The organism is Consotaella aegiceratis, from assembly GCF_036541425.1.
In the GTDB taxonomy this organism is placed as follows: Bacteria; Pseudomonadota; Alphaproteobacteria; order Rhizobiales; family Rhizobiaceae; genus Consotaella; species Consotaella aegiceratis.
In genome coordinates this window covers 75806-97844 of sequence record NZ_JAZHFT010000017.1, presented here as the reverse complement: position 1 = coordinate 97844, position 22039 = coordinate 75806, and the positions used below count along the sequence as shown (strand labels likewise).

Genomic DNA, 22039 nt, shown 5'->3' with positions numbered 1-22039 from the left:
GCCGCTGAGCGCCGAGGCCTACCTGGCGGCGGCCCGGGCTCACTGGTCCATCGAGAACAGCCTGCATTGGGTGCTCGACATGACCTTCGACGAGGACCGCGCCCGCAACCGCAAGGACAACGGCCCGGAAAACCTCGCCATTTTGCGAAAGCTCGCCCTCAACATGCTCAAGCGCGCCAGGCCTTCAATCTCCATCCGTCGCAAGCGAAAGCGATCCGGATGGTCCAACGACTTCGCTCGTTCCATCCTCGGCCAAATGCGATAGCCCTGGCGCTGCGCAAGGCACCGATTGCCCCGGCGCGATGTTGGCGCTAGGGCGTCCTTTTCCGGCACCGAGGCCTGTCGACGACCTTGGCCGGCATGATACACCTCGGCCTAACAGCAGCGGGACCGTCGATGCCAACCAGCGAGACCAAGGCAACCCAAGGCGCCAAGACCCGCGGGTCGGGCACCCAGAGCGTCTATGCCAAGCTGCGCCATGAAATCCTGTCCATGCGGCTGGAGCCGGGCAGCCCCCTCGACGAGGTTCGGCTGTCGGAGCGCTTCGGCATGTCGCGTACTCCGGTCCGCGAGGCACTCCTCCGCCTCGCCGCCGATGGACTGGTCGCGACCCTGCCCAATCGCAACACGGTCGTGGCCGCGATCAACTTCGCGGAGTTGCCGACCTATTTCGAGGCGCTGACGCTGATGTACCGGGTCACCACCCGAGGCGCGACCCAGCGCCGGAACCCCGCGATCATGGAGCGGATCCGCAGCCATCAGCGCGATTTCACCGCAGCGGTGGAGGCCAAGGATGCCTACGCCATGATCGAGGCGAACCGGGAGTTCCACGTCGCCATCGCCGAGCTTGCCGGAAATTCCTACTACACCGCCTTCTTCATCCGCCTGCTCGACGAGGGGCGCCGCATCCTGCGCCTCTATTATTCGACCTTCGACGACCGGCTGCCGCGCCAGTATGTCGAGGAGCACGAGAAGATGATCACGGTGATCGAGTCCGGCGACACCGAGGAGGCCGACCGGCTGGCGATCGCCCACGCCGCCCAGATCGTCCGCCAGATCCAGGACTATGTCGCCCGCGACGCCGGCAAGGCGCGCGAACTCACGCTCGGGTAAGCCAGCGAAGCGTCGCCGTTCTTCACCCTCGCGGACAGGCGTCGGAGGGCTCGCGTCGACCGGTCCACGTGGTGCTCCAAGGCCTCGGTGACCGGACAAGGCCGTTGCCGAGCTACGCAGCGGTCTCCCCAACATTTCAGACGGGCGCGAACCGGTCAGTTGCGGCCGCAACCGAGCCCCGGCGTACGCCGGATAGACCGCCCATCTGCTTGGTATGGAGTGTCGCGGTGTATTCGCAGCCAAGACAAGAGGGCGCACCGCGGCGACGCCCGCCTACGTTTATGTCGACAGTTTGGCTACAAAACCGCTATGAAGGGATTCGTGCCTCACCGGCATCCGCGGCGCCGCTCGTGGCCGCACCCTTGAACGTCGAACAGGAGCCCGACAATGACGACAGGATGGCGGGGCGTCTTCCCCGCGGTGACGACCCAGTTCAAAGATGATCTATCGGTCGACTACGACGCCACGCAGAAGGTTCAGGCGGCGCTCGTCGACGATGGCGTTCACGGCCTGATCGTCCTCGGCACCTGCGGTGAGAACAATTCGCTGGATCCCGACGAGAAGCGCACGGTGCTGAAAGGGGCGGTCGAAGTCGCAGCCGGCCGCATTCCGGTGGTGGCCGGAACGTCCGAACTCGACACGCGACGAGCGGTCGCCTATGCGCGGGATGCCGAAAAGATCGGTGTCGACGGGCTGATGGTGCTGCCCGCCATGGTCTACGTTCCCAAGCCGCACGAATTGGTCGCGCATTTCAAGGCGGTGGCGGAGGCGACCGGCCTGCCGATCATGCTCTACAACAACCCGCCGGCCTATCGCGTGAACATCGACGCCGAGGTTCTGCATGAACTGGAGGGCATCGCGAACATCCAGGCGATCAAGGAAAGCGCGCCGGATTCACGCCGCTTCACCGATCTGATCAACACGTTCGGCGATCGTTTCGACATCTTTGCGGGGCTCGACGACGTTGCGCTGGAGGGCCTGATGCTCGGCGCCAAGGGCTGGGTCTCGGGTCTGACCAGCGCCTTTCCCGAGGAGTCGGTCAGTCTCGTGGCGGCCTTCGAACGAGGCGACTGGGAGGAGGCGCGCCGCATCTACCGCTGGTTCATGCCGCTCCTCCACCTCGACGCCGAGCACGACCTCGTACAATCGATCAAGCTCGCCGAAGCGATCACGGGGCGCGGCTCGGAGCGGGTCCGCATGCCGCGCCTGCCGCTGTCGGGCGCACGGCGAGCGGAGGTGACCGCCATGGTCGAGAAGGCCGCCGCGACCCGCCCCGGCCTTACCGGGAAAGCCGCATAAGGAAGAGGCACGGCTGGCGAGCCGGCTGCAACCCTTCGCTGGAAGATGGGATCGAGACGACCCTGCATCCAAAGACCCGCCAATCCGGCGGACCGGACCGTCGCGGCAGCAGGGCGTCTCGGCAGGGGCTTGAATGGACGGCAACCCGTTGAGGGCCCATCGCGCCCGACGATCGACATCGGGCGCGAATTCCACGCGGCAACGGGCCCCGTCCGGCCCATCGCCATCGACCGTCACGGCTCCCGGCGGATCGACAGAGAGAAGGTGCCCCGGCCGACGTCGACGCCCGTGAAGACCAAACGGCGGATCGCAGGGCCCCAGGTCTCGATATGCCGAGTATCGGTGATCTCCACCCGATCGACGCGATCGATTCGAAGGTTTTTCGCCCGGATCGCGACCTTGCCGTCGCCGGCTTGAAGCCGGCAAACGCCGTCATCGCCGATCGAGACGTCGCGATCGGAGACATAGATCGGAAGCTCGAACGTCGTCAGCCCTTCCTCAAGGTCGACGGCATCCTCGATCTCGATCGCGGTGCGAGCATGATCGAACGCGATCCGCCGGCGGACCCTGTTGCCGGCCGGCTCGCTGAAATAGGCCGCGGCCGCATCGAACGACAAGGTGCTTTCCGTCTCGTCCTGGGAGAACCGCACATCCGTGGCATTGGCGCCGACACCGGCCCGCTGAAGGAGGCCGTTGATCCTCGGCACGTTGTGGCCTTCCGAGCTGATGTGCCACATCTCGTATCGGGATTCGCTGAACGTCGCCTTCGAATAGGCGCCTTGCCCTAAGTCGATGATGATCGGCTCGCCGTCCAGATAGACGCTGAAATGGCCGACGTCGTTGTGGGAGTGATGATTGATCCGCGGATCGTTGCTGCCCGCGATGCAGCTGAGCGTCAGCCCCTCGCCCGGCTCCTGGCGCTCGCGGGCGATCATCACCTGCATGTCCTCCAGCCACACGGTCTTGTCGTAGAGCTGGCCGTCGGTGGCCGCCACCTGCGGCGTCCAGAACAGCAGCCGGGCGAGGTGGACGAGGACCTGCCGCGGATGGTTGGTCGCCGAATCGTGCGGCGTCTGGTGGAGTTTGCGCTGCGCCACCCGCTCGACGTCGTTCCAGATCAGATTGGCCAGAGGACCGGCATCGATCTTGGCGGCATATTTGCTCAGCAGCCCGTGGTCGAGGTCGATCTTCAGGCTGCCATCGGCAAAATTGACGAACTTGTTGTCGCCGATGTGAAGCTTGAGGATGTGCTCGCCGAAATTGCGGAACTTTTCGTCGTTCTGGAACCCGAGATCGACCCGAAAACGCGCCTCGACCAGCTCGATGAAGGCGATCAGCCGGCCGGCGCTCACGACCCAGTAGGTCGGCCCTTCGATGCAACTTCCGGTGTCCTCGAGATTGTCGAAAAACCGGTCCATCGGCAGGACGAGTTTTTCCAGGAAGCTGATCAGCCGGCTCTTGTCTTCAATGACGTAGCAGGCGGCCAGCAGGAGGTTGTGCGAACACCAAGCCGCCCAGTTGTTCTTGCCGTGATACCAGCCGTAAAGCTTCGGTCCCTCTAGCTTGGCGAACGTATGGTCTTCGATCTGGCGATGGACGAGATGGTAGAGCGCCGGCGATATCTCCATCAGGACCGGCTTGAGGAGATAGCAGGCTTCGGCAAGGATCGCCGCCGTCTCGCAGTTGAACAGATCCAGATACTCGTCGTCCGGGATCGGCAGCGGATCGTCGGCTTTCCACGGATTGGTCTGCTTGTGCATGACCATCTCGTGCTGGCCCGCGAAATTGTGCGCCGGGACACACCAGTAGACCTCGCCGAGGATCGCCCAGATATAGTCGATGATCTTGTCGAGATAGATACCCCTGTTGGTCAGGCATTCGGCGACCACCAGATGGGAGAACTGCGAGCGGCGGCGGAAGTAGCTTTCCTCGTAGTGCTGACGGTCGCCATTGCGCATGAAGTCCATGTACATGGTGGCCGTCAGGGGATCGATCTCGGCTTCCAGAGACAAGTCGGCGAACCGGAGGATCGCCTCGACCGAGCTCGCCAGCCGCGGGTCCTGCTTGACGGCCTCCCACTGCGCTCGGTCGTCGATGGCGGGGATCGGCTTCCAGTTCTGCGGACTGATATAGCCGTCATAGAGCTGCTCTAGGGAGATCCGGTCTGCAAACATGGTCGTTAACCCGAGTTGTCATCGTTGCCGGACCTGCAGCCCGGAATTCGTCGTCGGTGCGATGCCCTCGGCGTTGGAACACCGTCACGGCGGTGGCGCGATCTCTCGCGGCAGGCAGCCAACCTGCCTCGTGGCGCAAAGACCGGCCTCGCCAGGCGCGGCTCTAGCGGCCAGGCGAACCACCATCCTCGATCGAGGATCGCGCAGGGAATGCACCAAGCACTATGGAGAGGGAGCACCGCCGCCATCGTCGGCGACGGCTGGCCCTTCATTTGCCGTTACGCAGCGTTGGCGCGACGGATTCTTTGTCCTGTCGCGGCGTCGAAGATCAGCACCTTGCTCGCATCCGGAACCGCAACCACCGCCTGATCGATTGTCAGATCGCGCTGTTCCTTGAAAGCCGACGTGATCCTGAAGCCTTGCGCATCGCTGAACACCACCATGTCGGAGCCGGTGTTCTCCACCGAATGGATCGTCGCCCGAATTCCGGCCGTCTCGCTGGCGGTGGCCAGCCGAACATGTTCGGGCCGCACGCCATAGACGATCTTCTGGTCCGGCCTGAGGTCGTATCCGGGATCGAGCCTGAGCGCGCTGCCATCCGCCAGCCGCGCGAAAGCCTCCTGGCCTTCGATCTGGACCGTCGCCGGCAACAGATTGATCGACGGCGTTCCGAGGAAGCCGGCGACGAACGTGTTGACCGGATCCTCGTAGAGTTCGAGCGGCGCTCCGACCTGCTCGACCCGTCCGTCCCGCAACACGACGATCTTCTGTCCGAGCGTCATCGCCTCGATCTGGTCGTGCGTCACATAGATCGACGTGGTCTTCAGCCGGCGGTGAAGGTCGCTGATCTCGCCGCGCACCTGGACACGCAGCTTGGCGTCGAGGTTGGACAGGGGTTCGTCGAACAGGAAGACGGCCGGATTGCGGACGATCGCGCGACCCATGGAGACCCGCTGCCGCTGGCCGCCGGACAGTTCCTTCGGCAGCCGGTCGAGAAGCGGATCCAGTTCGAGCATCTTGGCCGTCGCGTTGACCTTCGCGGCGATCTCCTGCTTCGGCAGACCCGCCAGTTTCAACGCAAATCCCATGTTCTCGCGAACCGTCATCTGCGGATAGAGCGCATAGGTTTGAAACACCATCGCGATGTCGCGATGTTTCGGCGGCAGCGCCGTGACGTTTCGCCCACCGATGGAGACCTCACCCGAGGTCACCTCTTCGAGGCCTGCGATGATCCTGAGCAGCGTCGACTTTCCCGAGCCGCTCGGGCCGACCAGAACGCAGAATTCTCCTTCGTCGACCTGCAACGAGACGTCCTGGATGACCTTGACGTCGCCGAACGACTTGTCGACATTCTTGAGGCTTACCGAGCCCATGATATTCCACCCAATACTTTCGGCATCAGCCCTTGACGGCCCCGGACATCAGACCACGATTGAAGTGCTTCTGGAGTCCCAGATAGACGATGATGCAGGGGATCGTGGCGATGACGGTGAATGCGATGAAGATGTTCTGCTGCATGACCTGATCGACCCGGATGGAGCGAAGAATAACCGGGATCGTGTAGAGATCCTTGTTGTCCACCGCGATCAGCGGCAGCAGGTATTGATCCCAGATCATCAGGAAGCCGAAGATGGTCGTGGTGCCCAGAGCCGGCTTCACCAGCGGCAGGATCACGTTCCAGAAGATCTGGATCTCGCTGGCGCCGTCGACCCTGGCCGCATCCTCCAGATCCCGCGGGACGGCTGCCATGAACTCCGTGAGCAGGAAGACCGAGAAGGCCCAGCCGACGATCGGCAGGATCAGCCCCGCATAGGAGTTGTAGAGCGAGAGGCCGAGAACCGGCAGCTTGGCCTGCAGGATGAGGTAGAGCGGGATCGAGATCACCTCGTCCGGCAACATCATCGTCGACAGGATCGCCAAGCTGACGATCGCCGCACCACGGAATTTCTTGCGGGCCAGGGCGTAGGCGGCGAGCGCGCTCACCATGGTCTGCAGCGCCGTGCCGATCACTACGACGAGCAGCGAGTTGAACAGATAGAGCCAGGCCTTCAGCTGAACCCAGGCATAGACGAAATGGTCGAAGGTCGGCTCGCTCGGCCAGAGCACCAGTTGTCCCGGCTGGACCGTTCCCTTGTTGAAGGCCGTCGCGGCGATACCCCAGAACGGGCCGCAGAAGACGATCAACAGCAGCAGATAGACGCACCAGCGGCCAAGCTTCTGCAAAAATGTTTCCCTCACCGCGACCTCCTCAGAATTTTGCGATGCGGTTCTTGATGAACACGTGCGCGACGGTCAGACAGACCGTGAAGGCGAAGAGCACGAACGAGGCAGCCGCCGCGTAGCCGTAGTCCAGCCGTTCGAATCCGGTCTTGAAGATCTGCGTCATGATCGTTTCGGTGCTGCCCGCCGGACCGCCGCCGGTCGTGGTGTAGACCTCGGTGAAGACCCGGAAGCCGCGGATGAAGGACAGCATGATGACGACGGAGAATGCCGGGATCAGCCCCGGAAGCGTCACGTGCCACAGCTTTCGCCAGGCATTGGCGCCATCGACGTCGGCGGCATCGTAGAGCTCGCGGTTGATGCCGGCCAGGCCCGCGAGAAAGATCACCATGTTATAGGGAACGTTCTTCCAGACCTGCAGCAGGATCACGGTGAACAGCGCCTGATCGGGATCGGACATGAAGCCGAACGGTCCCAGGCCGACGACGCCGAAGATGCTGTTCACCACGCCCGCCGAGGCCGGATAGAACAGGATGCGCCAGATCTCGGCGAGAATGGCCACCGACGTCACCGCAGGGAAGAAGATCGCCGTTCGGATGATCTTGATGTGCGTGGCGGAGCCTTCGAGCAGAAGCGCGACGGCAAACGCCAGGATTCCTCCGGACAGCGTCGAGCCGATAACATAGATCAGCGTGTTGGCCGCCGCCGATTGCAGCGCCGCATCGGTGAAGACCCGTTCGAAGTTCGCAAACCCGACCCATTCGTCCGGCCCCACGAACTTGAGCTTGTAAAAGCTCATGATGAGGCCCTTGATGATCGGTATGAACTTGAACCACGTAAAGAAGAACAATGCCGGAGCCAGGAACAGCCATGGGGTGGCCCATTGCCAGCGGCGCGTACTGACGCCCATTTTCTGCTTCCTCTTGAGGCGTGGGTTGCCGGCCTGGCCAAATGGCAGGCCGGCAACGCCAATCGAGAACCGAGCGATCGCCTTTACTTGGCGAGAACGCCCTGCCTGTCGAGCTCGGCGTTCACCGTCTCATCCATGTCGGCCAGATTGGCGGCGATGTCGGAGGAACAATCGGCGAGAATGCGATTGAAGCCATCGGACGTCATCTGACGGATGGGCGGCCAGTTCGGCACCTGCGGGAAGTAGTGGGCGCTCGTCGCGTAGAGATCGGCGAAAGTGGCCCACCGTTCGTCGTTGCGCACCGCGAGCGTATCGACCTTCTTGTTGATCGAGAGGCGAACCGTGGGGTTGGCGCCCGTGTCGGCGGCCATGCCCAGCGTCTGCCCCTCTTCGGAGATCAGGAATTCGACGAACTTCTTGGCCTCCGGTTCGGCTTCGGTGGTGGCCATGATGAAGGCCGCCTCGCCTTCGGCGAGTTCGCCCTGACCGGCGGGGCCGGCGGGAGGAGCGACCACCTCGATGACGTCAGGTCCCGGCTCCCTGTCGAAAGCCGCGATGTGATACGGCCCCGAACGATAGATACCGGCCTGTCCGGAACTGAAGACCGGCGTCGCGTCGCCGGTGACGGAGGTGATGGCGGCCGGCTGGGCATAGCCTTCGCAGATGAAATTGCGCGCGAACTCGACCGCCTTTTCCACTTCCGGCGTGCCCAGCGACGACACGAACCCGTTTTCCTTGGGCTCGAGGATCTGACCGCCCGCCTGCCAGATCAGGTCGGAGAGGAACCAGGTCGCGTAGCCGCGCGTCGTCGACAGCGGCATGACATAGCCATAGGTGTCGGCCGCGCCGTTTCCGTCCGGATCCTCCTCGGTGAAAGCCTTGGCGAGGGCGAAGAGATCGTCCCAGGTCTTGGGGACGTCGTAGCCCAGCTTCTCGCGCCAGTCCTTGCGAATAAAGACGGCAAAGGCCTGGGCCGAGGTCGGTACGCCGAAATACTTGCCGTCGAAGGCGCGCACGCTGTCCCAGGCAACGTCGTAGATATCGTCGCCGCCGGCGATCGAAGATCGATCGATCTCCTTCAGGATCCCCATCTCCCGCATCTGCCCCATGGTCGTCGCGTCGGTCACGACGACGTCGGGCAGCGAGTCGCCGACCGTGGCGCGCGCCAGGCGCGTTTCGAAGTCGATATTGGCAAGGAACAGGTTTACCTTGATCCCGGTCTCCTCCTCGAACTTCGAGGTGATCGCCTCCAGCGTCGGCTCTTCGGCTTCACCATATCGCATCCAGACGTCGAGCGTATCCGCCGCCTGTGCCGCGGTCGCCAACGCCGAGCTCAGCAGCGCCGCGGTCAAGGTCGTTTTGATTATTCGCATGGTCTTCCTCCAACGTTTCTCCCGCCCCCGCTCGCCGGTCCGCCGACGGCGGCCCAAGGCACGGAACGGGGCGTCCACCGCGATGGACTGGCAGGACTATAGGACCGTCTGACGGCGGATGCAATAAAACGATTAACCTGCGAGCCAGACGAACAAAACCCGCGTCACAGCTGTAAAATTCGGCGTCGAGGCTGCATAAAAACGCCAAAAACGGCATCATTCGTTCGATGGCGCGGCGTTCCGACGCAGATTGCTCCCCCGTGAACCGATAGGGTATAATCGTCAAACGAGTTCAGAGAGGAAATCGTTTACCCCGCAATGATCGTTCGGAAGAGCCCGACCATTCGTGACGTCGCCGCAGCCGCCGGCGTATCGACCGCGACGGTGTCGAAATACATCAACCGTCAGCAGACCTTTTCGACCGCGGTCGAGGCCAAGCTGAAATCTGCGATCGAAGAGCTCGGCTATCGGCAGAACCCGATGGCGCGCAGCATGGTCACGGGAAAGACAGGGTCCATCGGCCTGACGGTCATGGACATCGGCAATCCGCACTATGCCAATCTCGTGAAGGGCGCCAATCGCGTGGCGCTGGCTAAGGACTATAACCTGCTGATCGTCGACCTCGAGGAAAACACGGCCTCGGCGCGGCATCTGCTCGAGGCGCTTCTGCTGCGCACCGATGGTCTTGCGGTCAGCGGGCGCATTCCCCAGGAGGCGACGGAGTGGCTGGCCGAATCAGGCAAGCCCGTCGTCTTCTTTGGCCGGCCGGCCCACGAAGGCGTTGTGTCGGTCGACACGGACAGCCACCTCGCCGCTTCGATGCTGGCCCGCTATCTCGTTCAGCAGGGGTATTCGCGGGCCGCCTATGCGGGCTTCGGCCAAGCGGCGTGGAACCCGGCTCGACTGAAAGGTCTCCAGGAAGTCTTCGACGAGGCCGGGGGAGAGTTGGTCGAATACGACGTCGGCGAGCCCGTCGTTCAGGCCGGAGAGCGAGCGGCTGCCCGCATCCTGCTCGGCCAGTATCGACCCGAAGTCGTCATCGGGTGTAACGATCTGGTGGCGATCGGGCTGATGACGCAGGCCCGGGCGCTCGGACTTCGCATCCCCGAGGACGTCGCCATCGCAGGCTTCGACGACATCCCGCCGAGCCGCTACGTGTCGCCGGCGCTCACGACCGTGGACATGCGCGGCGAGACCACGGGCGAAGCGGTGCTGGCGCAGGTCGTCGCCATGATCGAGGGACGCGAAGTGCCCCACGACCGGCTTCTCGAACCGCTTCTCGTGGTTCGCGATTCGGCAAGACGCCGCAACGGCGACCAGGGGCGTTAGCCGCGGTGCAGCGGATTGCGCCAGGGCCGCCCTACGAACGTGGGCGCCAATCCCGATACTTCGGATGGTCGGAGGCCAACGGCAAGGCCACGTCGAGACCTGTCGCTGCCGAGTGATAGCAGGCGGTCACCAGTTCCAGCGAGTGGCGCGCATCCTGCGTCGTCACCGGCAGCGGGCTGCGCCCGCAAAGCGCGTCGTGCAGCGCGTCCATCTGGCCGAGATAGCGCCGGCCGACCGGCTGGTAATCGGCGAGTTCCGCCTCGATGCGGGCCGCGATCTCCGGATTGGCCGGCAGCACGGTCCACGGCTCGTCGCCCGGCGAATAGCACCCGCCGCCGCTCTCGAAGGTGACGTTTTCGAAGCACAGCCGAAACCGGCTGATCTCGTTCTGCGAGCCGAGGGTCGCGCTGATCGTTACCAGGGCGCCGCTTTCCATCAGAAGCGATCCGGCCGCGCAATCCTCGACCTCGATCGCGTTGACGCGCGTGGCGACCCGCGCGAACACCCGCTCGATCGGCCCCATCAGGAAGGTCAGGAGATCGTGGGCATGGATGGCGTGCGAGGCGAGGACCCCGCCGAACTCGGTCTCCCATTTGCCGCGCCAGGGCACGTCGTAATAGGCGGCAGGACGCTTCCAATGGGTTTCGACGGTGCCGACGAACGGCTTGCCGGCAATCCCCGCATCGATGATCCGCTTGGCTTTTTGAGCGCCGTCGCCGGAACGGTACTGGAAGATCGGCATCAGGAGCCGCCCAGACGCCTTCTCCGCGGCGATCAACGCATCGGTATCGGCGAGCGAAGCCGTCAGCGGCTTCTCGCAAACCACGTGCTTGCCGGCTGCGAGCGCCTTCTCGACCATGGGCCGGTGGGTGGACGGCGGGGTGGCGATGTCGATGACGTCGATATCGGCGCGCCCGAGAAGGTCGTCGAAACGCGTGGTCCGGTCGGCAATCGCGAATTCGTCGCCGACGGCCTCCAGCCGGGCTTCGTCGAGATCGCAGATCGCGGCCAGACGCCAGCGATCCGGCCGCGGCGCGTAGCCCTCGGAAATATGCTTGTGGCCCACATTGAGCCCGACCACTGCGACCGACTGAACCGTCACCGCGCCCTCCTGACTTCGTTCATCGTCGAGAGGCAGCGATGCCGCATCCGCCGGAGGGAACCGGCCGATACGGCATCGCAAGCCATCGTCCTTCGCCTGATGCCCCGCTCAGGCTCTCGCATCGTCCGGCAGCCAGGAGCCGTAATACGGATGATCCTTGGCGATCGGCATTTTGACCGCCCCGCCGGTGCGGTCGGAATAATAGGCGGCCGTCACCAGTTCCATCGCCCTGCGCGCGTCGTCGAGTGTGACCGGAAGCCCGCCGTTTTCGGTGACCGCCTGATGGAAGAGCTGGAACTGGCGCGTGTAGCCGTCTTCGGTCGCCGGAACCTCGGCGAGCGCGTTGTCCACCTCCTCCTGCTGCTCCGGCGTGCCGGCAACGAAGGTCCAGGGATCGCGGCCCATCGTATAGGGTTCCAGGATGCTTTCGGCGACGAGATCGTGGAAGCAGAAGCGCAGCCGCGAGATCTCCTTGCGCGAGCCCAGCGTCATCGAGAGCGTGGCGAGCGAGCCGTTCTGCATCTTGACGGCCACCGCCGTCGTGTCCTCGAAATCGATCTGGGTCACCAGATTGGCGTTGTAGGCGAAGAGTTCGGCGCATGGCCCATGCACATGGTTCAGCATGTCGTGGGCATGGATCGCATGGCCGAGGAAGCCGCCGCCCAAAGCGCCGCCCCACTTGGCGCGCCAGTCGTACGGTGCGTCGTAATAGGCCGGGCCGCGCCACCAGTGGGTCTCGATCGTCGTCATGATCGGCCGGCCGGTCAGGCCGCGCTCCACCAGGTGCTTCAGCTTCCTCAGCCCTGTGCCGTAACGGTACTGAAAGATCGGCATGAGCCTGCGGCCGGTGCTAGCGACGGTCTCCTCCAGCCGATCGATGTCGGCCAGAGAGCCGACCATCGGCTTTTCGCAGATCACGTGTTTGCCGGACTCCAGCGCCCGCTTGGCGAGTGCGAAATGGTTATAGGGCGGGCTGCAGATGTCGATGACGTCGATATCGTCGCGCGCAAACAGCGAGTCGGTATCCTGGGTGTATTCGGTGATCCCATGCTCGCCGGCCAGAGCGCGGCCCCGCTCCTCGTCCAGGGAGCATAGGACCGGAACGTCGAACAGGTCCTTTGTCCATCCGTAGCCGGCCAGATGACGCGCGGCGATGCCGGCGCCGATGACGGCCACTCGCAACTTCTCGGTCATGGCAATGATCCTAGCTTTTCGCGGTCAGCGCGCGCCGATCAGGCCGGCCTTGGCCTGGGCTTCGAGCGACAGCCGGCAGACTTCGTAGACGTGCTCCTGGGTCATCGCGGTTTCCGACCGGTCCTGGACGTCGGCGACGAACTTCTTGAAATAGTCGAGCGGCTCCTTGCTGCAGTCGATGTACCGCATGCCCTTCTGATCGACGATGAACAGGTGGTCCTTGCCTTCGCGACCAGCGATGTCGACGTATTTGCGCAGCTCGATATAGCCTTCGGTGCCGAGGATGGTCAGCCGCCCGTCACCCCAGGTGGGCAGGCCGTCCGGCGTGTACCAGTCGACACGGACGTAGCCGGAGGCATGGTCGCTGCGCAGCATCACTTCGCCGAAATCCTGGAATTCCGCCGATTGCGGCGTCGCGAAATTGCCGACGGAACTGGCGATCACCTCGCCGCTGGTCGAGGCGGTGTAGAACAGGAACTGGTCGATCTGATGCGAGGCGATGTCGACGATGATGCCGCCGAAGGCCTCAAGCTTGAAGAACCAGTCCGGACGCGACGCCGGCGATTTGCGGTGCGGCCCGACGCCGAGCGTCTGGACCACGCGGCCAATCGCACCGTCGGCCACCAGCTTTCCGGCGGCCATCGCCGAAGGTACGCAGAAGCGCTCGGAAAAGCAGATGGAAAAGATCTTGCCGGTTTCCGCGACCGTTTTCTTGACCTCGTCGAGCTGCTCGAACGTGATCAGGCCCGGCTTGTCGACCATCACGTCCTTGCCTTCGCGCATCGCGCGGATCGCCAGGCCCGCCCGGTCGCGCGGAATGGCCGCAATACAGATCACATCGATCGTTTCGTCGGCAAACAATTGCTCGCGATCGATGGCCGGCGCGTCCGGATAGGTCTTCCGGAAGGTGTCCACCAAGCCCGGAACGGACGTCTGCGGACAATATCCGACGAATTGGGCTCCCTCGGCCAGCAGGCCGTTCACGTGCTCGAAAATGTGTCCGTGATCGATCCCGACGGCGGCAAATCTCAACATCCTGAATCCTCCCAGAGCAGGCCTCGGTCTGTCTCGCTCCCCCGAGCCATCCCCAACTCGTACGACAGGCAGACCATTGCTCAGACAAATGAGCTAAGCCAACCATACGGTGCCGTCAAGGCTGCCCTTGGTCGCGGCAAGCCGTCGCAGAAACTCGTCGCTGGCGGCGACCGAGGCGAACGGCCCTGCCCCCGACCAAGTCACACGGAAATGTGTCACATCTATTTGTCTGCGTATTGACAGTTGGGAAGTCTTGGTGACAATTTCCGTACCATACCAGTGGAGGCTGGTGATCTCCGGTTCGTTTCCGCGAACCGGAGTTGGGAGGAAGCCAAGATGAAAATTCAATCGCTTGCCGTCTCGGCAGCGGTTGGGGCCTTTCTGTTAGGTACCTCGACCGCGGACGCTCAGCAGGTTGAAATCTGGTGCGATTCGGAGGACGCCTTCTGCGGCAGCCTCGATCCGGCGCTCCAGCGCTTCAACGAGCAAAACCCCGATACGACGGTCAACCTGCAGCGCGTCAGTTACCAGACGATCCTGGAAAGCATGCCGGTGCAGATTCAATCGGGCGAAGGGCCGGATGGCGCTTTCGTCACCGATCTGGGCGGTCTCAGCGACTTCTATGTCGACCTGACGCCCTATGTCGACGCAGAGCGGTTTCGCGCCGACTACGGCCAGACCCTCGGCTGGCTGCGCGGGCTGCATCAGGACAGCGACGCGATCTACGGCCTGCCGACGGCGCTCACCGTCAACGGTCTCTACGTGGATCTGACCCTGTTCGAGCAGGCCGGCGTGCCGGTCCCCGAGGACGGCGCGACCTGGGAGGAGTGGGCCGAGGCCGCACGGCAGGTGGCGAAGGCCACGGGCACGCCGATCCCGATGGAGATGGATCGGTCCGGCCACCGCTTCGCCAGCCTCGCCATCAGCTACGGGGCGGAGATGGTCGGCGAAGACGGCCGGCCCGTCGTCGACGAGGGGCTGCGCAAGGCGATCGAGCAGTTCGTCGCCTGGCATCGCGACGGCACGATGCCGATGGACCTGTGGGGCGCGGTCGGCGGCGCCACCCACCGCGAGCTGTTCCAGGATTTCCTGAACGCCGAAGCGGTGCTCTATTTCAGCGGCTCCTGGACGCTCAATCGCCTGGATCGGGAGGTCGCCGACCTGTTCGACTGGAAGGTGGCACCGGCTCCATGCGGCCCCTCCTCGTGCACCTTGATGCCTGGCGGCGGCGCGCTCGTGGCCTTCAAGAACTCGAAGCATCCGGAAGTGGTCGGCAAGTTCATCGACTACCTGTCGCAGCCCGAGGTCATGTCCGAAATCCTGGAGAATTCCGTCCAGATTCCGGCGGCCAAGTCCTTGCAGGACAGCGGCCTCGAATATTCGGGGGCCTCGGAAAGGACCCAGCAGGCCCAGGCCACCTTCATCGCCCAGATCCCGAAGATGGCCGATGCCGCCTACCGGTTTCAGGGCTGGCGCTTCGAGCGCGCCATGATGAATTCGCTGACCACACGCATCAGCCAGGTTCTGAACGAGGAACTCGACGTCGACGCCGCTCTCGCCCGCATCGAACAGGACGTCAACCTGGCGATCGACGCCGCCCAGAGCAACTGATCGCGGGCACGGCAACAAAGGTCGCGACCCGGAGGCGGTCGGCCCGTCGCGAAGGAGCCGCCCCGCCGATCGACCGGGTCCGGATGTTCGACAGACACGGTGCGATCGAGAAGCATCTCATGCTGCCGAACGCCTTTACCCAGGCCGCCTGAGGCGGAGCCGTGCCCGAGCAAAGCATCCGACCGCGCGGCGGCAGGCCGTGCGTTCAGCCGGAATCGTTAGGGAGGAAATCATGAGGACTTATGCATCCGCCACATCCGTGGCGATCGGTGCCCTTTTGGCCGCCGGCATCGCAGGAGCCGCCTCGGCGCAGGAGGTCAGGATCTATTGCGACGATACCGGGTTCGGCTGCCAGACGATGCAGCCCGTCGCCGACCGCTTCAATGCGGAGCACCCGGGCATGACGGTCAATCTCGAACTCGTCAACTATCAGAACCTGTTGGAGAGCCTGCCGGTGCAGCTCGCTTCCGGCGAGGGGCCGGACGGGGCCATGATCAGCGATCTCGGCGGGCTCAGCCGCTACTATCTCGATCTCACGCCCTATGTCGACGCCGACCGGTTCAATCACGACTACGAGCGAACCCTGCGCTGGCTGCGCGGCCTCGATCAGGACAGCGACGCCATCAACGGCATGCCGACGCAGCTCACGGTCAACGGCGCCTATGTCAATCTGACATTGTTCGAACAGGCCGGCGTTCCGGTGCCCGAGGAAGGCGCCACCTGGGAGGAGTGGGCCGAAGCCACCCGCAAGGTCGCCGAAGCGACGGGCACCGACTTCGCCATGGAAATGGACCGCTCCGGCCATCGCTTTGCCAGCCTCGCCATCAGCTACGGCGCCGAACTGGTCGGAGACGACGGCCGCCCGGCGATCGACGACGGGTTGCGCAAGGCCGTCGAGCAGTTCGTCGCATGGCACGACGACGGTACCATGCCGATGGATCTCTGGGGCGCGGTCGGCGGCGCCACCCATCGCGAGCTGTTCTCCGACTTCCTCAACGCCGATGTGGTGTTCTACTTCGGCGGATCGTGGACGCTGAACCGGCTGGATAAGGAGATCGGCGACCTGTTCGACTGGGAGGTGGCGCCGGCCCCGTGCGGTCCCTCTTCGTGCACCGTGATGCCCGGCGGCAACGCGCTGGTCGCCTTCAAGAGCTCGCAGCACCCGGAGGTCATCGGCGCCTTCATCGACTACCTGTCGCAGCCGGAAAACCTCACCGAGGTGTTGCAGGCTTCGGTCGAACTGCCGGCGGCGCGCACGCTGCAGGACGAAGGCATCGAGTATCCCGGGGCTTCGAAACAGACCCAGGACGCACTCAAGACCTATACGGCCCAGGTGCCGAAGATGGCGGACGCCGCCTATCGCTTCCAGGGCTGGCGCTACCAGCGCGCGATGATGAACGCGCTGACCACCCGCATCAGCCAGGTGCTGAACCACGAGCTCGACGTCGACGCGGCGCTCGAACGGGTCGCGCAGGACGTGAATCTGGCGATCGACGCGGCCGAGAGCAACTGATCCCGGCCCAGGGCAGCAGAGGACGGCGGCGAGGAGAAGCTGAGATGTCGTTATGGGATCGCCTGGTGGGATGGCTCGGCGCCCTCGCCGTTCTTCCCGCACGCGTCGTAGAGCCGCTGATGAGCGGCCTGCAGCACGTGCTGGGGATCAAACGGATGCCGTGGGTCTTTCTCATCCCCAATCTTACCGCCGTCGTCCTGTTCGCGCTGTCGCCGGTGCTGATCAACGTCTTCTATTCCTTCACCGGCAGCGACCGGCTGTATCCGCAGGATCGGCCGTTCATCGGCACCGCGAACTACGACACGCTGCTCGACTGCGGCAACTATCTCGACCCGTCCACCTGCTCGCGTGATCTGTTCTGGCGGGCGATCGAAAACAGCCTCATCTTCGTGCCGCTGCAGGTGATCTGCATGATCGGCGCCGCCCTCCTGACGGCGCTGTGCCTCAACCGGCGGATCAAGGGGCGCGGCTTCTTTCGCGGCGTCTTCTTCTTTCCGGTCATGCTGTCGCCTGTGGTGGTGGCGACGACCTGGCAATGGATCCTGCAGCGCAACGGCGCGCTCAACGGCCTGCTCGAATGGGCCGGCCTGCAACCGGTGAACTGGCTCGTCTACCCCGATTCCGCGTTCTACTGGTCGGTGTTCGTGACGATCTGGGCCCATATGGGCTTCTATACGATCATCCTTCTGGCCGGGCTGCAGTCGATCCCGCGCGACGTCTACGAGGCCGCCAAGATGGATTCGGCCAGTCCCTGGCGGGTATTCACCCGGGTGACGCTGCCGCTTCTGAAGCCGGTGCTGCTCGTCGTCTTCGTGCTTTGCGTGATCCGCTCGGTCCAGACCTTCGACGAACTGTACAACCTGACCGGCGGCGGTCCCGGCTCGGCGACCACGCTGATGGTCCAGTACATCTACGAGATCGGATTCGCGATCCAGCCGCGCAACTTCGGTCTTGCGGCCGCCGCCTCGCTGCTGCTTGGCATCGTGCTGCTGCTCTTCACCGGCCTGCAACTCCGTCTGTCGAGAGGATCCCAGCAATGAGCGACGCAGGCGCGCTGAACCGACCGATCTCGGTCACCGGTTTCCTCACGGGTCGGCGCAGGGGACCTGGCCGTCCGATGGACTGGACCGACGTCCTGACCTACGCCTATTTGCTCATCGGCCTCCTGGTGATGTTCCTGCCCGTGCTTTGGGTGGTGGTGTCGTCGTTCAAGAACCCCTCGAACCTGGAGGAATTCCCGCCGACCCTGTTGCCCAACGCGTCCGACACCGCGGTGGTCGAGGGCTTCGACGAGCCACTGCCGCTGTTCGACGTGACGATGGAAAACGGCGAGGTCGTGCGGCTCGCCCAGATCCGGCGCGTCGGCCTCAACGCCCAGATGATCGACCCCACCCACCCCGAGGCGGGCAGGATGGTCGTGCGCGCCGCCGCCACACAGCCGGTCCGCCACGTCGATTTCACCATCCGGAATTACGTCAACCTGCTCGCCGCCTCGGGCAGCGACATCTGGCAGTACGTCTACAACAGCCTGTTCATCACGGTCGTGGCGACGGTGGTGACGCTGATCATGAATTCGATGGCCGCCTTCGCCCTGTCGAAATACCGGTTTCGCGGCAGCAACACGGCGCTGATCGCCATCCTGTCGACGCTGATGATCCCGGCGACCGTCGTGCTGGTGCCGACCTATCTCATCGTCGCGAGCCTTGGACTGGTCGGCAACCTGTGGGGCGTCATCCTGCCGACGGTGGCGACGCCCACCGGCGTGTTCCTGCTGCGCCAGTACATGCTGACCATTCCCGACGAGCTGATCGAGGCCGCCCGCATGGACCACGCGAGCGAGTGGCGGATCTTCTGGCGCATCATGCTGCCTCTCTCCGCGCCGGCGCTCGCCGTCGTCGCCATCTTCTCCATCCTGTCGCGCTGGAACGACTTCCTGCTGCCGCTGATCATTCTCAACCGACGCGAAGTGTTCACCCTGCAGTTGGCCCTGGCCTCCTATCAGACGCAATACGAGATCCGCTACGATCTGCTCCTGGCCATGACCACGCTCACCGCCCTGCCGCTCGCCTTCGCGTTCATCTTTCTGCAGCGCTACATCGCCAGCGGCATCGCCTCGACCGGCATCAAATAGGGGGAATCGCAATGGCCGACTTGGCATTGACGGACCTGACGAAATCCTTCGGCGCAGTCGAGGTCATCCCGGAGATGAACCTGCAGATCGAGGACGGCGAATTCGTCGTCTTCGTCGGCCCGTCGGGCTGCGGCAAGTCGACCCTCCTGCGGCTGATCGCCGGGCTGGAAGAAGTCACCTCTGGGACGATCCGCATCGACGATCAGGACGTCGTCCGGATTCCGGCCGCCGACCGGGGCGTGGCGATGGTGTTCCAGTCCTATGCGCTCTATCCGCACATGACAGTGCGGCAGAATCTCAGCTTCGGCCTGGAGAACATCCGCATGCCGAAACAGGAGATCAACCAGCGGGTGGAGAATGCGGCCCGGCTCCTGCAGATCGACATGCTGCTCGAACGCCGGCCGCGCCAGCTGTCGGGCGGTCAGCGCCAGCGCGTGGCGATCGGCCGGGCGATCACCCGCGATCCGAAGATCTTTCTCTTCGACGAGCCGCTCTCCAACCTCGATGCCGAACTGCGGGTGCGCATGCGCCTCGAGATCACCAACCTGCACGAACGCCTCGGCAACACGATGATCTACGTCACCCACGATCAGATCGAGGCCATGACCATGGCCGACAAGATCGTGGTGCTGCGCAGCGGCGTCATCGAGCAGGTCGGGGCCCCGCTCGACCTCTACAACCATCCGCGCAACACCTTCGTCGCCGGCTTCATCGGCTCGCCGCGCATGAACTTCGTCGACGGCATCATCGGATCGGTCACGAGCGATCATTTCAGCTTCCAGGGGCCGCAACTCGAGGCGCTGTCCTTCCCGGCGTCCGATCTGCCACTGGCCAACGGCCAGAAGGCGACGCTCGGCGTTCGCCCCGAGGATCTGGTCGAAGCGCCGGGGGGCGCAGCCGGCTGGCCGGTGACCGTCAACGTCGCCGAGCAGCACGGCGCGAACTGCTATCTCCACTGCGTCCTGCCGGCCGGCGAACCGATCCTGATCCACCAGCCCGGACAGAGCGCAGTGAGCCGCGGCGACGTGCTTCGGGTCGTGCCGCGCGCTGGCCACTGGCATCTGTTCGACGACGAAGGCCTCAACATCGCACGGCGCTGAGCCGTGCCCGGCGGCAACGCGGCGACGCGGCGGGACTGGCGCCGCGCCCGCTCCGGCGGCATCCCGGCCCGATCACCGGGATCGCTCGCCGGGGCCGCGCCATGCGACCGTTTTTGCACGGCGGGTCAGACCGACTGCATCCCGCTCCGCTCCGCCATCGATCCTCGGGCACCGCGCCGCACCCGCACGATCGAGCGGCGACGCACGCGAAGTCACTGATCAAGGACTTCAACGACGAGCACCCGGACATCCGGAACGCCACCACCACGCTGGAATGGGGAAATCCCTTCTAAACCAAGGTCCGGACCGCGGCCGCCGTGGGCCGGGGGCCCGACATCATGACCTACCACTGTCGCGGCTTCCTCTGGCCTTGCAGGAAAGCGTCCTGAGCGAGATCACCGACGCGGACATCGAGCCCGGCAGCGGCTGCTTGGCTCAGCCCCGCCGCGGGCCAAGCGCCGTCCTGGCATCGCGATCCGGCTCCCACGGGACCCGGATCGCCCCTGGGATAGCCTGGGAGGGTCGTCTGCAGGCCTTCGTCCTGATGGTGTTCTTCCTGCCCTACGTGCTGCCGGTCTCGGTGGTCACGCTGATTTGGAGTTGGATGCTCGATTTCCAGTTCGGCATCCTGCAGCCGGTGATCGAGCTGTTCGTCGGCAAGCCGGTCGCCGTCTTCAAGAACCCCTATTGGGTCATGCCGGTGGTGGCCGCCGTCACCATCTGGTGGACCAACGGCTTCAACGTGCTCCTGTTCATCGCCGGGCTGCGCAACATCTCCGCCGAGCTCTATGAGGCGGCGGCGCTGGACGGCGCGACCAGCTGGCAGCGCTTCTGGCGCGTCACCTGGCCGCTGTTGTGGCCGGTGACGGCGCTGGTTCTGACGCTGCAGCTGATCCTGCAGCTCAAGATCTTCGACCAGGTCTACCTGCTCAGCCAGGGCGGCCCGTTCAACTCGTCCTACGTGATGCTGCTCTTCGTCTACCGCGAAGCCTTCCAGCTCAATCACGGCGGTTATGCCTCGGCGATCGCCCTGGTGCTGTTCGTCATCATCATGGCAGCCTCCGTGCTGCAATTCCGACTGCTGCGGATCGGAGGTGGCCGGCGATGAAGCGCAGAAGCAAGCTGCCCGGCCGCGTGCTGACCGTCGTGACGCTGATCTGCGCGGCGCTGTGGTTTTTCCCGCTCTACTGGGCCGCGATCACATCGGTCCGCTCCGACCAGCACGTCGTATCGGAATCGGCCGGCTTGATCCCGGATGAATTCCATCTCGAAGCCTATATCAGCGCCTTCAGGAACACCAACATCCTGCTCTGGTACACGAACTCGGTCGTGACGTCGCTCATCATCACGCTCGTCGTCATCGTGTTCGGGATGATGTGTGCCTATGCGCTGTCGCAGATCGAGTTCCCCGGCCGCCGGCTCCTCTACGGCCTGATCCTCGCGAGCTTCATGATCCCGGCCCAGGCCCTCGTCGTCTCGCAGTTCATCCTGATGGACGATCTCGGCGCCATCAACAGCTGGGCCGGCATCATCCTGCCGCAGCTCATCGTTCCGGTGGTGATCATCGTCTACAAGCAGTTTTTCGACGCCGTCCCGCGTGAGATGCGGGAGGCCGTGGTGCTCGACGGCGGCGGCGAATACACGCTCCTCTTCAAGATCTACCTGCCGCTCAACTGGGGCATCACCACGGCGCTGGCGATCATCACCTTCATCATGGCGTGGAACTCGTTCCTGTGGCCGTTCCTCGTGGTGACCTCGGAGACGATGATGACGATCCCGGTCGGCATCACCCAGGTCAACGACGTGTTCGGCGTCGCCTATGCCCGCCTGATGGCCGTCGCCATGCTGGGCGCGCTGCCGGTGGCCGTGGCCTATCTGATCTTCCAGAAGAAGGTGACGGAAGCGGTGATGATCAGCTCCGGCGTCAAGGGGTAG

The 22039-nt window shown here is 64.2% G+C and carries 18 protein-coding genes and 2 pseudogenes; 12 read left to right on the top strand and 8 right to left on the bottom strand.

What is annotated here, in order from left to right; genetic code table 11:
• From SMD10_RS13325 to SMD10_RS13315, 3 genes are all read left to right on the top strand, one after another.
• Nucleotides 1-265 (top strand): ISAs1 family transposase (locus SMD10_RS13325; protein ID WP_331686184.1); only part of this gene is annotated, 265 nt, incomplete at its 5' end.
• A 131-nt stretch (nt 266-396) separates the two neighbouring features.
• The gene (locus SMD10_RS13320) at nt 397-1113 is read left to right on the top strand and encodes a GntR family transcriptional regulator (RefSeq protein WP_331686183.1); all 717 of its coding nucleotides are present in this window, start codon (nt 397-399) and stop codon (nt 1111-1113) included.
• 387 nt (nt 1114-1500) lie between these two features.
• Nucleotides 1501-2412, top strand: a complete 912-nt coding sequence (locus SMD10_RS13315; RefSeq protein WP_331686182.1) for a dihydrodipicolinate synthase family protein — start codon at nt 1501-1503, stop codon at nt 2410-2412.
• A gap of 233 nt (nt 2413-2645) precedes the next feature.
• On the opposite strand, the gene SMD10_RS13310 is transcribed toward SMD10_RS13315, so the two are convergent.
• From SMD10_RS13310 to SMD10_RS13290, 5 genes are all read right to left on the bottom strand, one after another.
• Nucleotides 2646-4586: a heparinase II/III domain-containing protein gene (locus SMD10_RS13310; protein WP_331686181.1), complete on the bottom strand. Its 1941-nt coding sequence runs from the start codon at nt 4584-4586 to the stop codon at nt 2646-2648.
• A gap of 278 nt (nt 4587-4864) precedes the next feature.
• Nucleotides 4865-5959, bottom strand: coding sequence for an ABC transporter ATP-binding protein (locus SMD10_RS13305; protein WP_331686180.1), 1095 nt, complete (start codon nt 5957-5959; stop codon nt 4865-4867).
• Between the two features lie 25 nt (nt 5960-5984).
• Entirely contained in the window at nt 5985-6824 is an 840-nt protein-coding gene (locus tag SMD10_RS13300) for a carbohydrate ABC transporter permease (protein ID WP_331686179.1), read from the bottom strand.
• Between the two features lie 10 nt (nt 6825-6834).
• Nucleotides 6835-7716, bottom strand: a complete 882-nt coding sequence (locus tag SMD10_RS13295) for a carbohydrate ABC transporter permease (protein ID WP_331686178.1) — start codon at nt 7714-7716, stop codon at nt 6835-6837.
• A gap of 83 nt (nt 7717-7799) precedes the next feature.
• The gene (locus SMD10_RS13290; protein WP_331686177.1) at nt 7800-9089 is read right to left on the bottom strand and encodes an ABC transporter substrate-binding protein; all 1290 of its coding nucleotides are present in this window, start codon (nt 9087-9089) and stop codon (nt 7800-7802) included.
• Between the two features lie 318 nt (nt 9090-9407).
• Between SMD10_RS13290 and SMD10_RS13285 the strand changes: the two genes are divergently transcribed.
• On the top strand, nt 9408-10418 hold the full coding sequence (locus SMD10_RS13285; protein WP_331686176.1) for a LacI family DNA-binding transcriptional regulator: 1011 nt from the start codon (nt 9408-9410) through the stop codon (nt 10416-10418).
• Between the two features lie 31 nt (nt 10419-10449).
• On the opposite strand, the gene SMD10_RS13280 is transcribed toward SMD10_RS13285, so the two are convergent.
• The 3 genes from SMD10_RS13280 to SMD10_RS13270 form a co-directional block, all read right to left on the bottom strand.
• Complete coding sequence (locus SMD10_RS13280) at nt 10450-11520, bottom strand: Gfo/Idh/MocA family protein (protein ID WP_331686175.1); 1071 nt, start codon at nt 11518-11520, stop codon at nt 10450-10452.
• Nucleotides 11521-11628: 108 nt separating this feature from the next.
• Entirely contained in the window at nt 11629-12714 is a 1086-nt protein-coding gene (locus tag SMD10_RS13275) for a Gfo/Idh/MocA family protein (protein ID WP_331686174.1), read from the bottom strand.
• 24 nt (nt 12715-12738) lie between these two features.
• Complete coding sequence (locus tag SMD10_RS13270; protein ID WP_331686173.1) at nt 12739-13749, bottom strand: Gfo/Idh/MocA family protein; 1011 nt, start codon at nt 13747-13749, stop codon at nt 12739-12741.
• Between the two features lie 336 nt (nt 13750-14085).
• Between SMD10_RS13270 and SMD10_RS13265 the strand changes: the two genes are divergently transcribed.
• The 8 genes and pseudogenes from SMD10_RS13265 to SMD10_RS13235 all read left to right on the top strand — a co-directional run bounded on the left by SMD10_RS13265 (nt 14086) and on the right by SMD10_RS13235 (nt 22039).
• On the top strand, nt 14086-15360 hold the full coding sequence (locus tag SMD10_RS13265) for an ABC transporter substrate-binding protein (protein WP_331686172.1): 1275 nt from the start codon (nt 14086-14088) through the stop codon (nt 15358-15360).
• Nucleotides 15361-15592: 232 nt separating this feature from the next.
• Entirely contained in the window at nt 15593-16873 is a 1281-nt protein-coding gene (locus SMD10_RS13260; RefSeq protein ID WP_331686171.1) for an ABC transporter substrate-binding protein, read from the top strand.
• 44 nt (nt 16874-16917) lie between these two features.
• Nucleotides 16918-17913, top strand: a complete 996-nt coding sequence (locus SMD10_RS13255) for a carbohydrate ABC transporter permease (protein ID WP_331686170.1) — start codon at nt 16918-16920, stop codon at nt 17911-17913.
• Entirely contained in the window at nt 17910-19004 is a 1095-nt protein-coding gene (locus SMD10_RS13250) for a carbohydrate ABC transporter permease (protein ID WP_331686169.1), read from the top strand. The genes SMD10_RS13255 and SMD10_RS13250 overlap by 4 nt, the downstream gene beginning before the upstream one ends.
• Nucleotides 19005-19015: 11 nt before the next feature.
• Complete coding sequence (locus SMD10_RS13245) at nt 19016-20104, top strand: ABC transporter ATP-binding protein (RefSeq protein WP_331686168.1); 1089 nt, start codon at nt 19016-19018, stop codon at nt 20102-20104.
• Nucleotides 20105-20313: 209 nt separating this feature from the next.
• A pseudogene (locus tag SMD10_RS25590) lies at nt 20314-20519 on the top strand (ABC transporter substrate-binding protein); the annotation flags it as partial.
• Nucleotides 20520-20651: 132 nt separating this feature from the next.
• Nucleotides 20652-21212: pseudogene (locus tag SMD10_RS13240) on the top strand (carbohydrate ABC transporter permease); the annotation flags it as partial.
• Nucleotides 21209-22039: a carbohydrate ABC transporter permease gene (locus tag SMD10_RS13235; RefSeq protein WP_331686167.1), complete on the top strand. Its 831-nt coding sequence runs from the start codon at nt 21209-21211 to the stop codon at nt 22037-22039. The pseudogene SMD10_RS13240 and the gene SMD10_RS13235, both read left to right, overlap by 4 nt.

Coding starts and splice junctions, on each gene's coding strand:
- SMD10_RS13310 (WP_331686181.1), bottom strand. CDS start 4,586: ATGTTTGCAGACCGGATCTCCCTAGAGCAGCTCTATGACGGCTATATC.
- SMD10_RS13235 (WP_331686167.1), top strand. CDS start 21,209: ATGAAGCGCAGAAGCAAGCTGCCCGGCCGCGTGCTGACCGTCGTGACG.
- SMD10_RS13275 (WP_331686174.1), bottom strand. CDS start 12,714: ATGACCGAGAAGTTGCGAGTGGCCGTCATCGGCGCCGGCATCGCCGCG.
- SMD10_RS13305 (WP_331686180.1), bottom strand. CDS start 5,959: ATGGGCTCGGTAAGCCTCAAGAATGTCGACAAGTCGTTCGGCGACGTC.
- SMD10_RS13320 (WP_331686183.1), top strand. CDS start 397: ATGCCAACCAGCGAGACCAAGGCAACCCAAGGCGCCAAGACCCGCGGG.
- SMD10_RS13260 (WP_331686171.1), top strand. CDS start 15,593: ATGAGGACTTATGCATCCGCCACATCCGTGGCGATCGGTGCCCTTTTG.
- SMD10_RS13250 (WP_331686169.1), top strand. CDS start 17,910: ATGAGCGACGCAGGCGCGCTGAACCGACCGATCTCGGTCACCGGTTTC.
- SMD10_RS13290 (WP_331686177.1), bottom strand. CDS start 9,089: ATGCGAATAATCAAAACGACCTTGACCGCGGCGCTGCTGAGCTCGGCG.
- SMD10_RS13265 (WP_331686172.1), top strand. CDS start 14,086: ATGAAAATTCAATCGCTTGCCGTCTCGGCAGCGGTTGGGGCCTTTCTG.
- SMD10_RS13285 (WP_331686176.1), top strand. CDS start 9,408: ATGATCGTTCGGAAGAGCCCGACCATTCGTGACGTCGCCGCAGCCGCC.
- SMD10_RS13255 (WP_331686170.1), top strand. CDS start 16,918: ATGTCGTTATGGGATCGCCTGGTGGGATGGCTCGGCGCCCTCGCCGTT.
- SMD10_RS13245 (WP_331686168.1), top strand. CDS start 19,016: ATGGCCGACTTGGCATTGACGGACCTGACGAAATCCTTCGGCGCAGTC.
- SMD10_RS13270 (WP_331686173.1), bottom strand. CDS start 13,749: ATGTTGAGATTTGCCGCCGTCGGGATCGATCACGGACACATTTTCGAG.
- SMD10_RS13295 (WP_331686178.1), bottom strand. CDS start 7,716: ATGGGCGTCAGTACGCGCCGCTGGCAATGGGCCACCCCATGGCTGTTC.
- SMD10_RS13315 (WP_331686182.1), top strand. CDS start 1,501: ATGACGACAGGATGGCGGGGCGTCTTCCCCGCGGTGACGACCCAGTTC.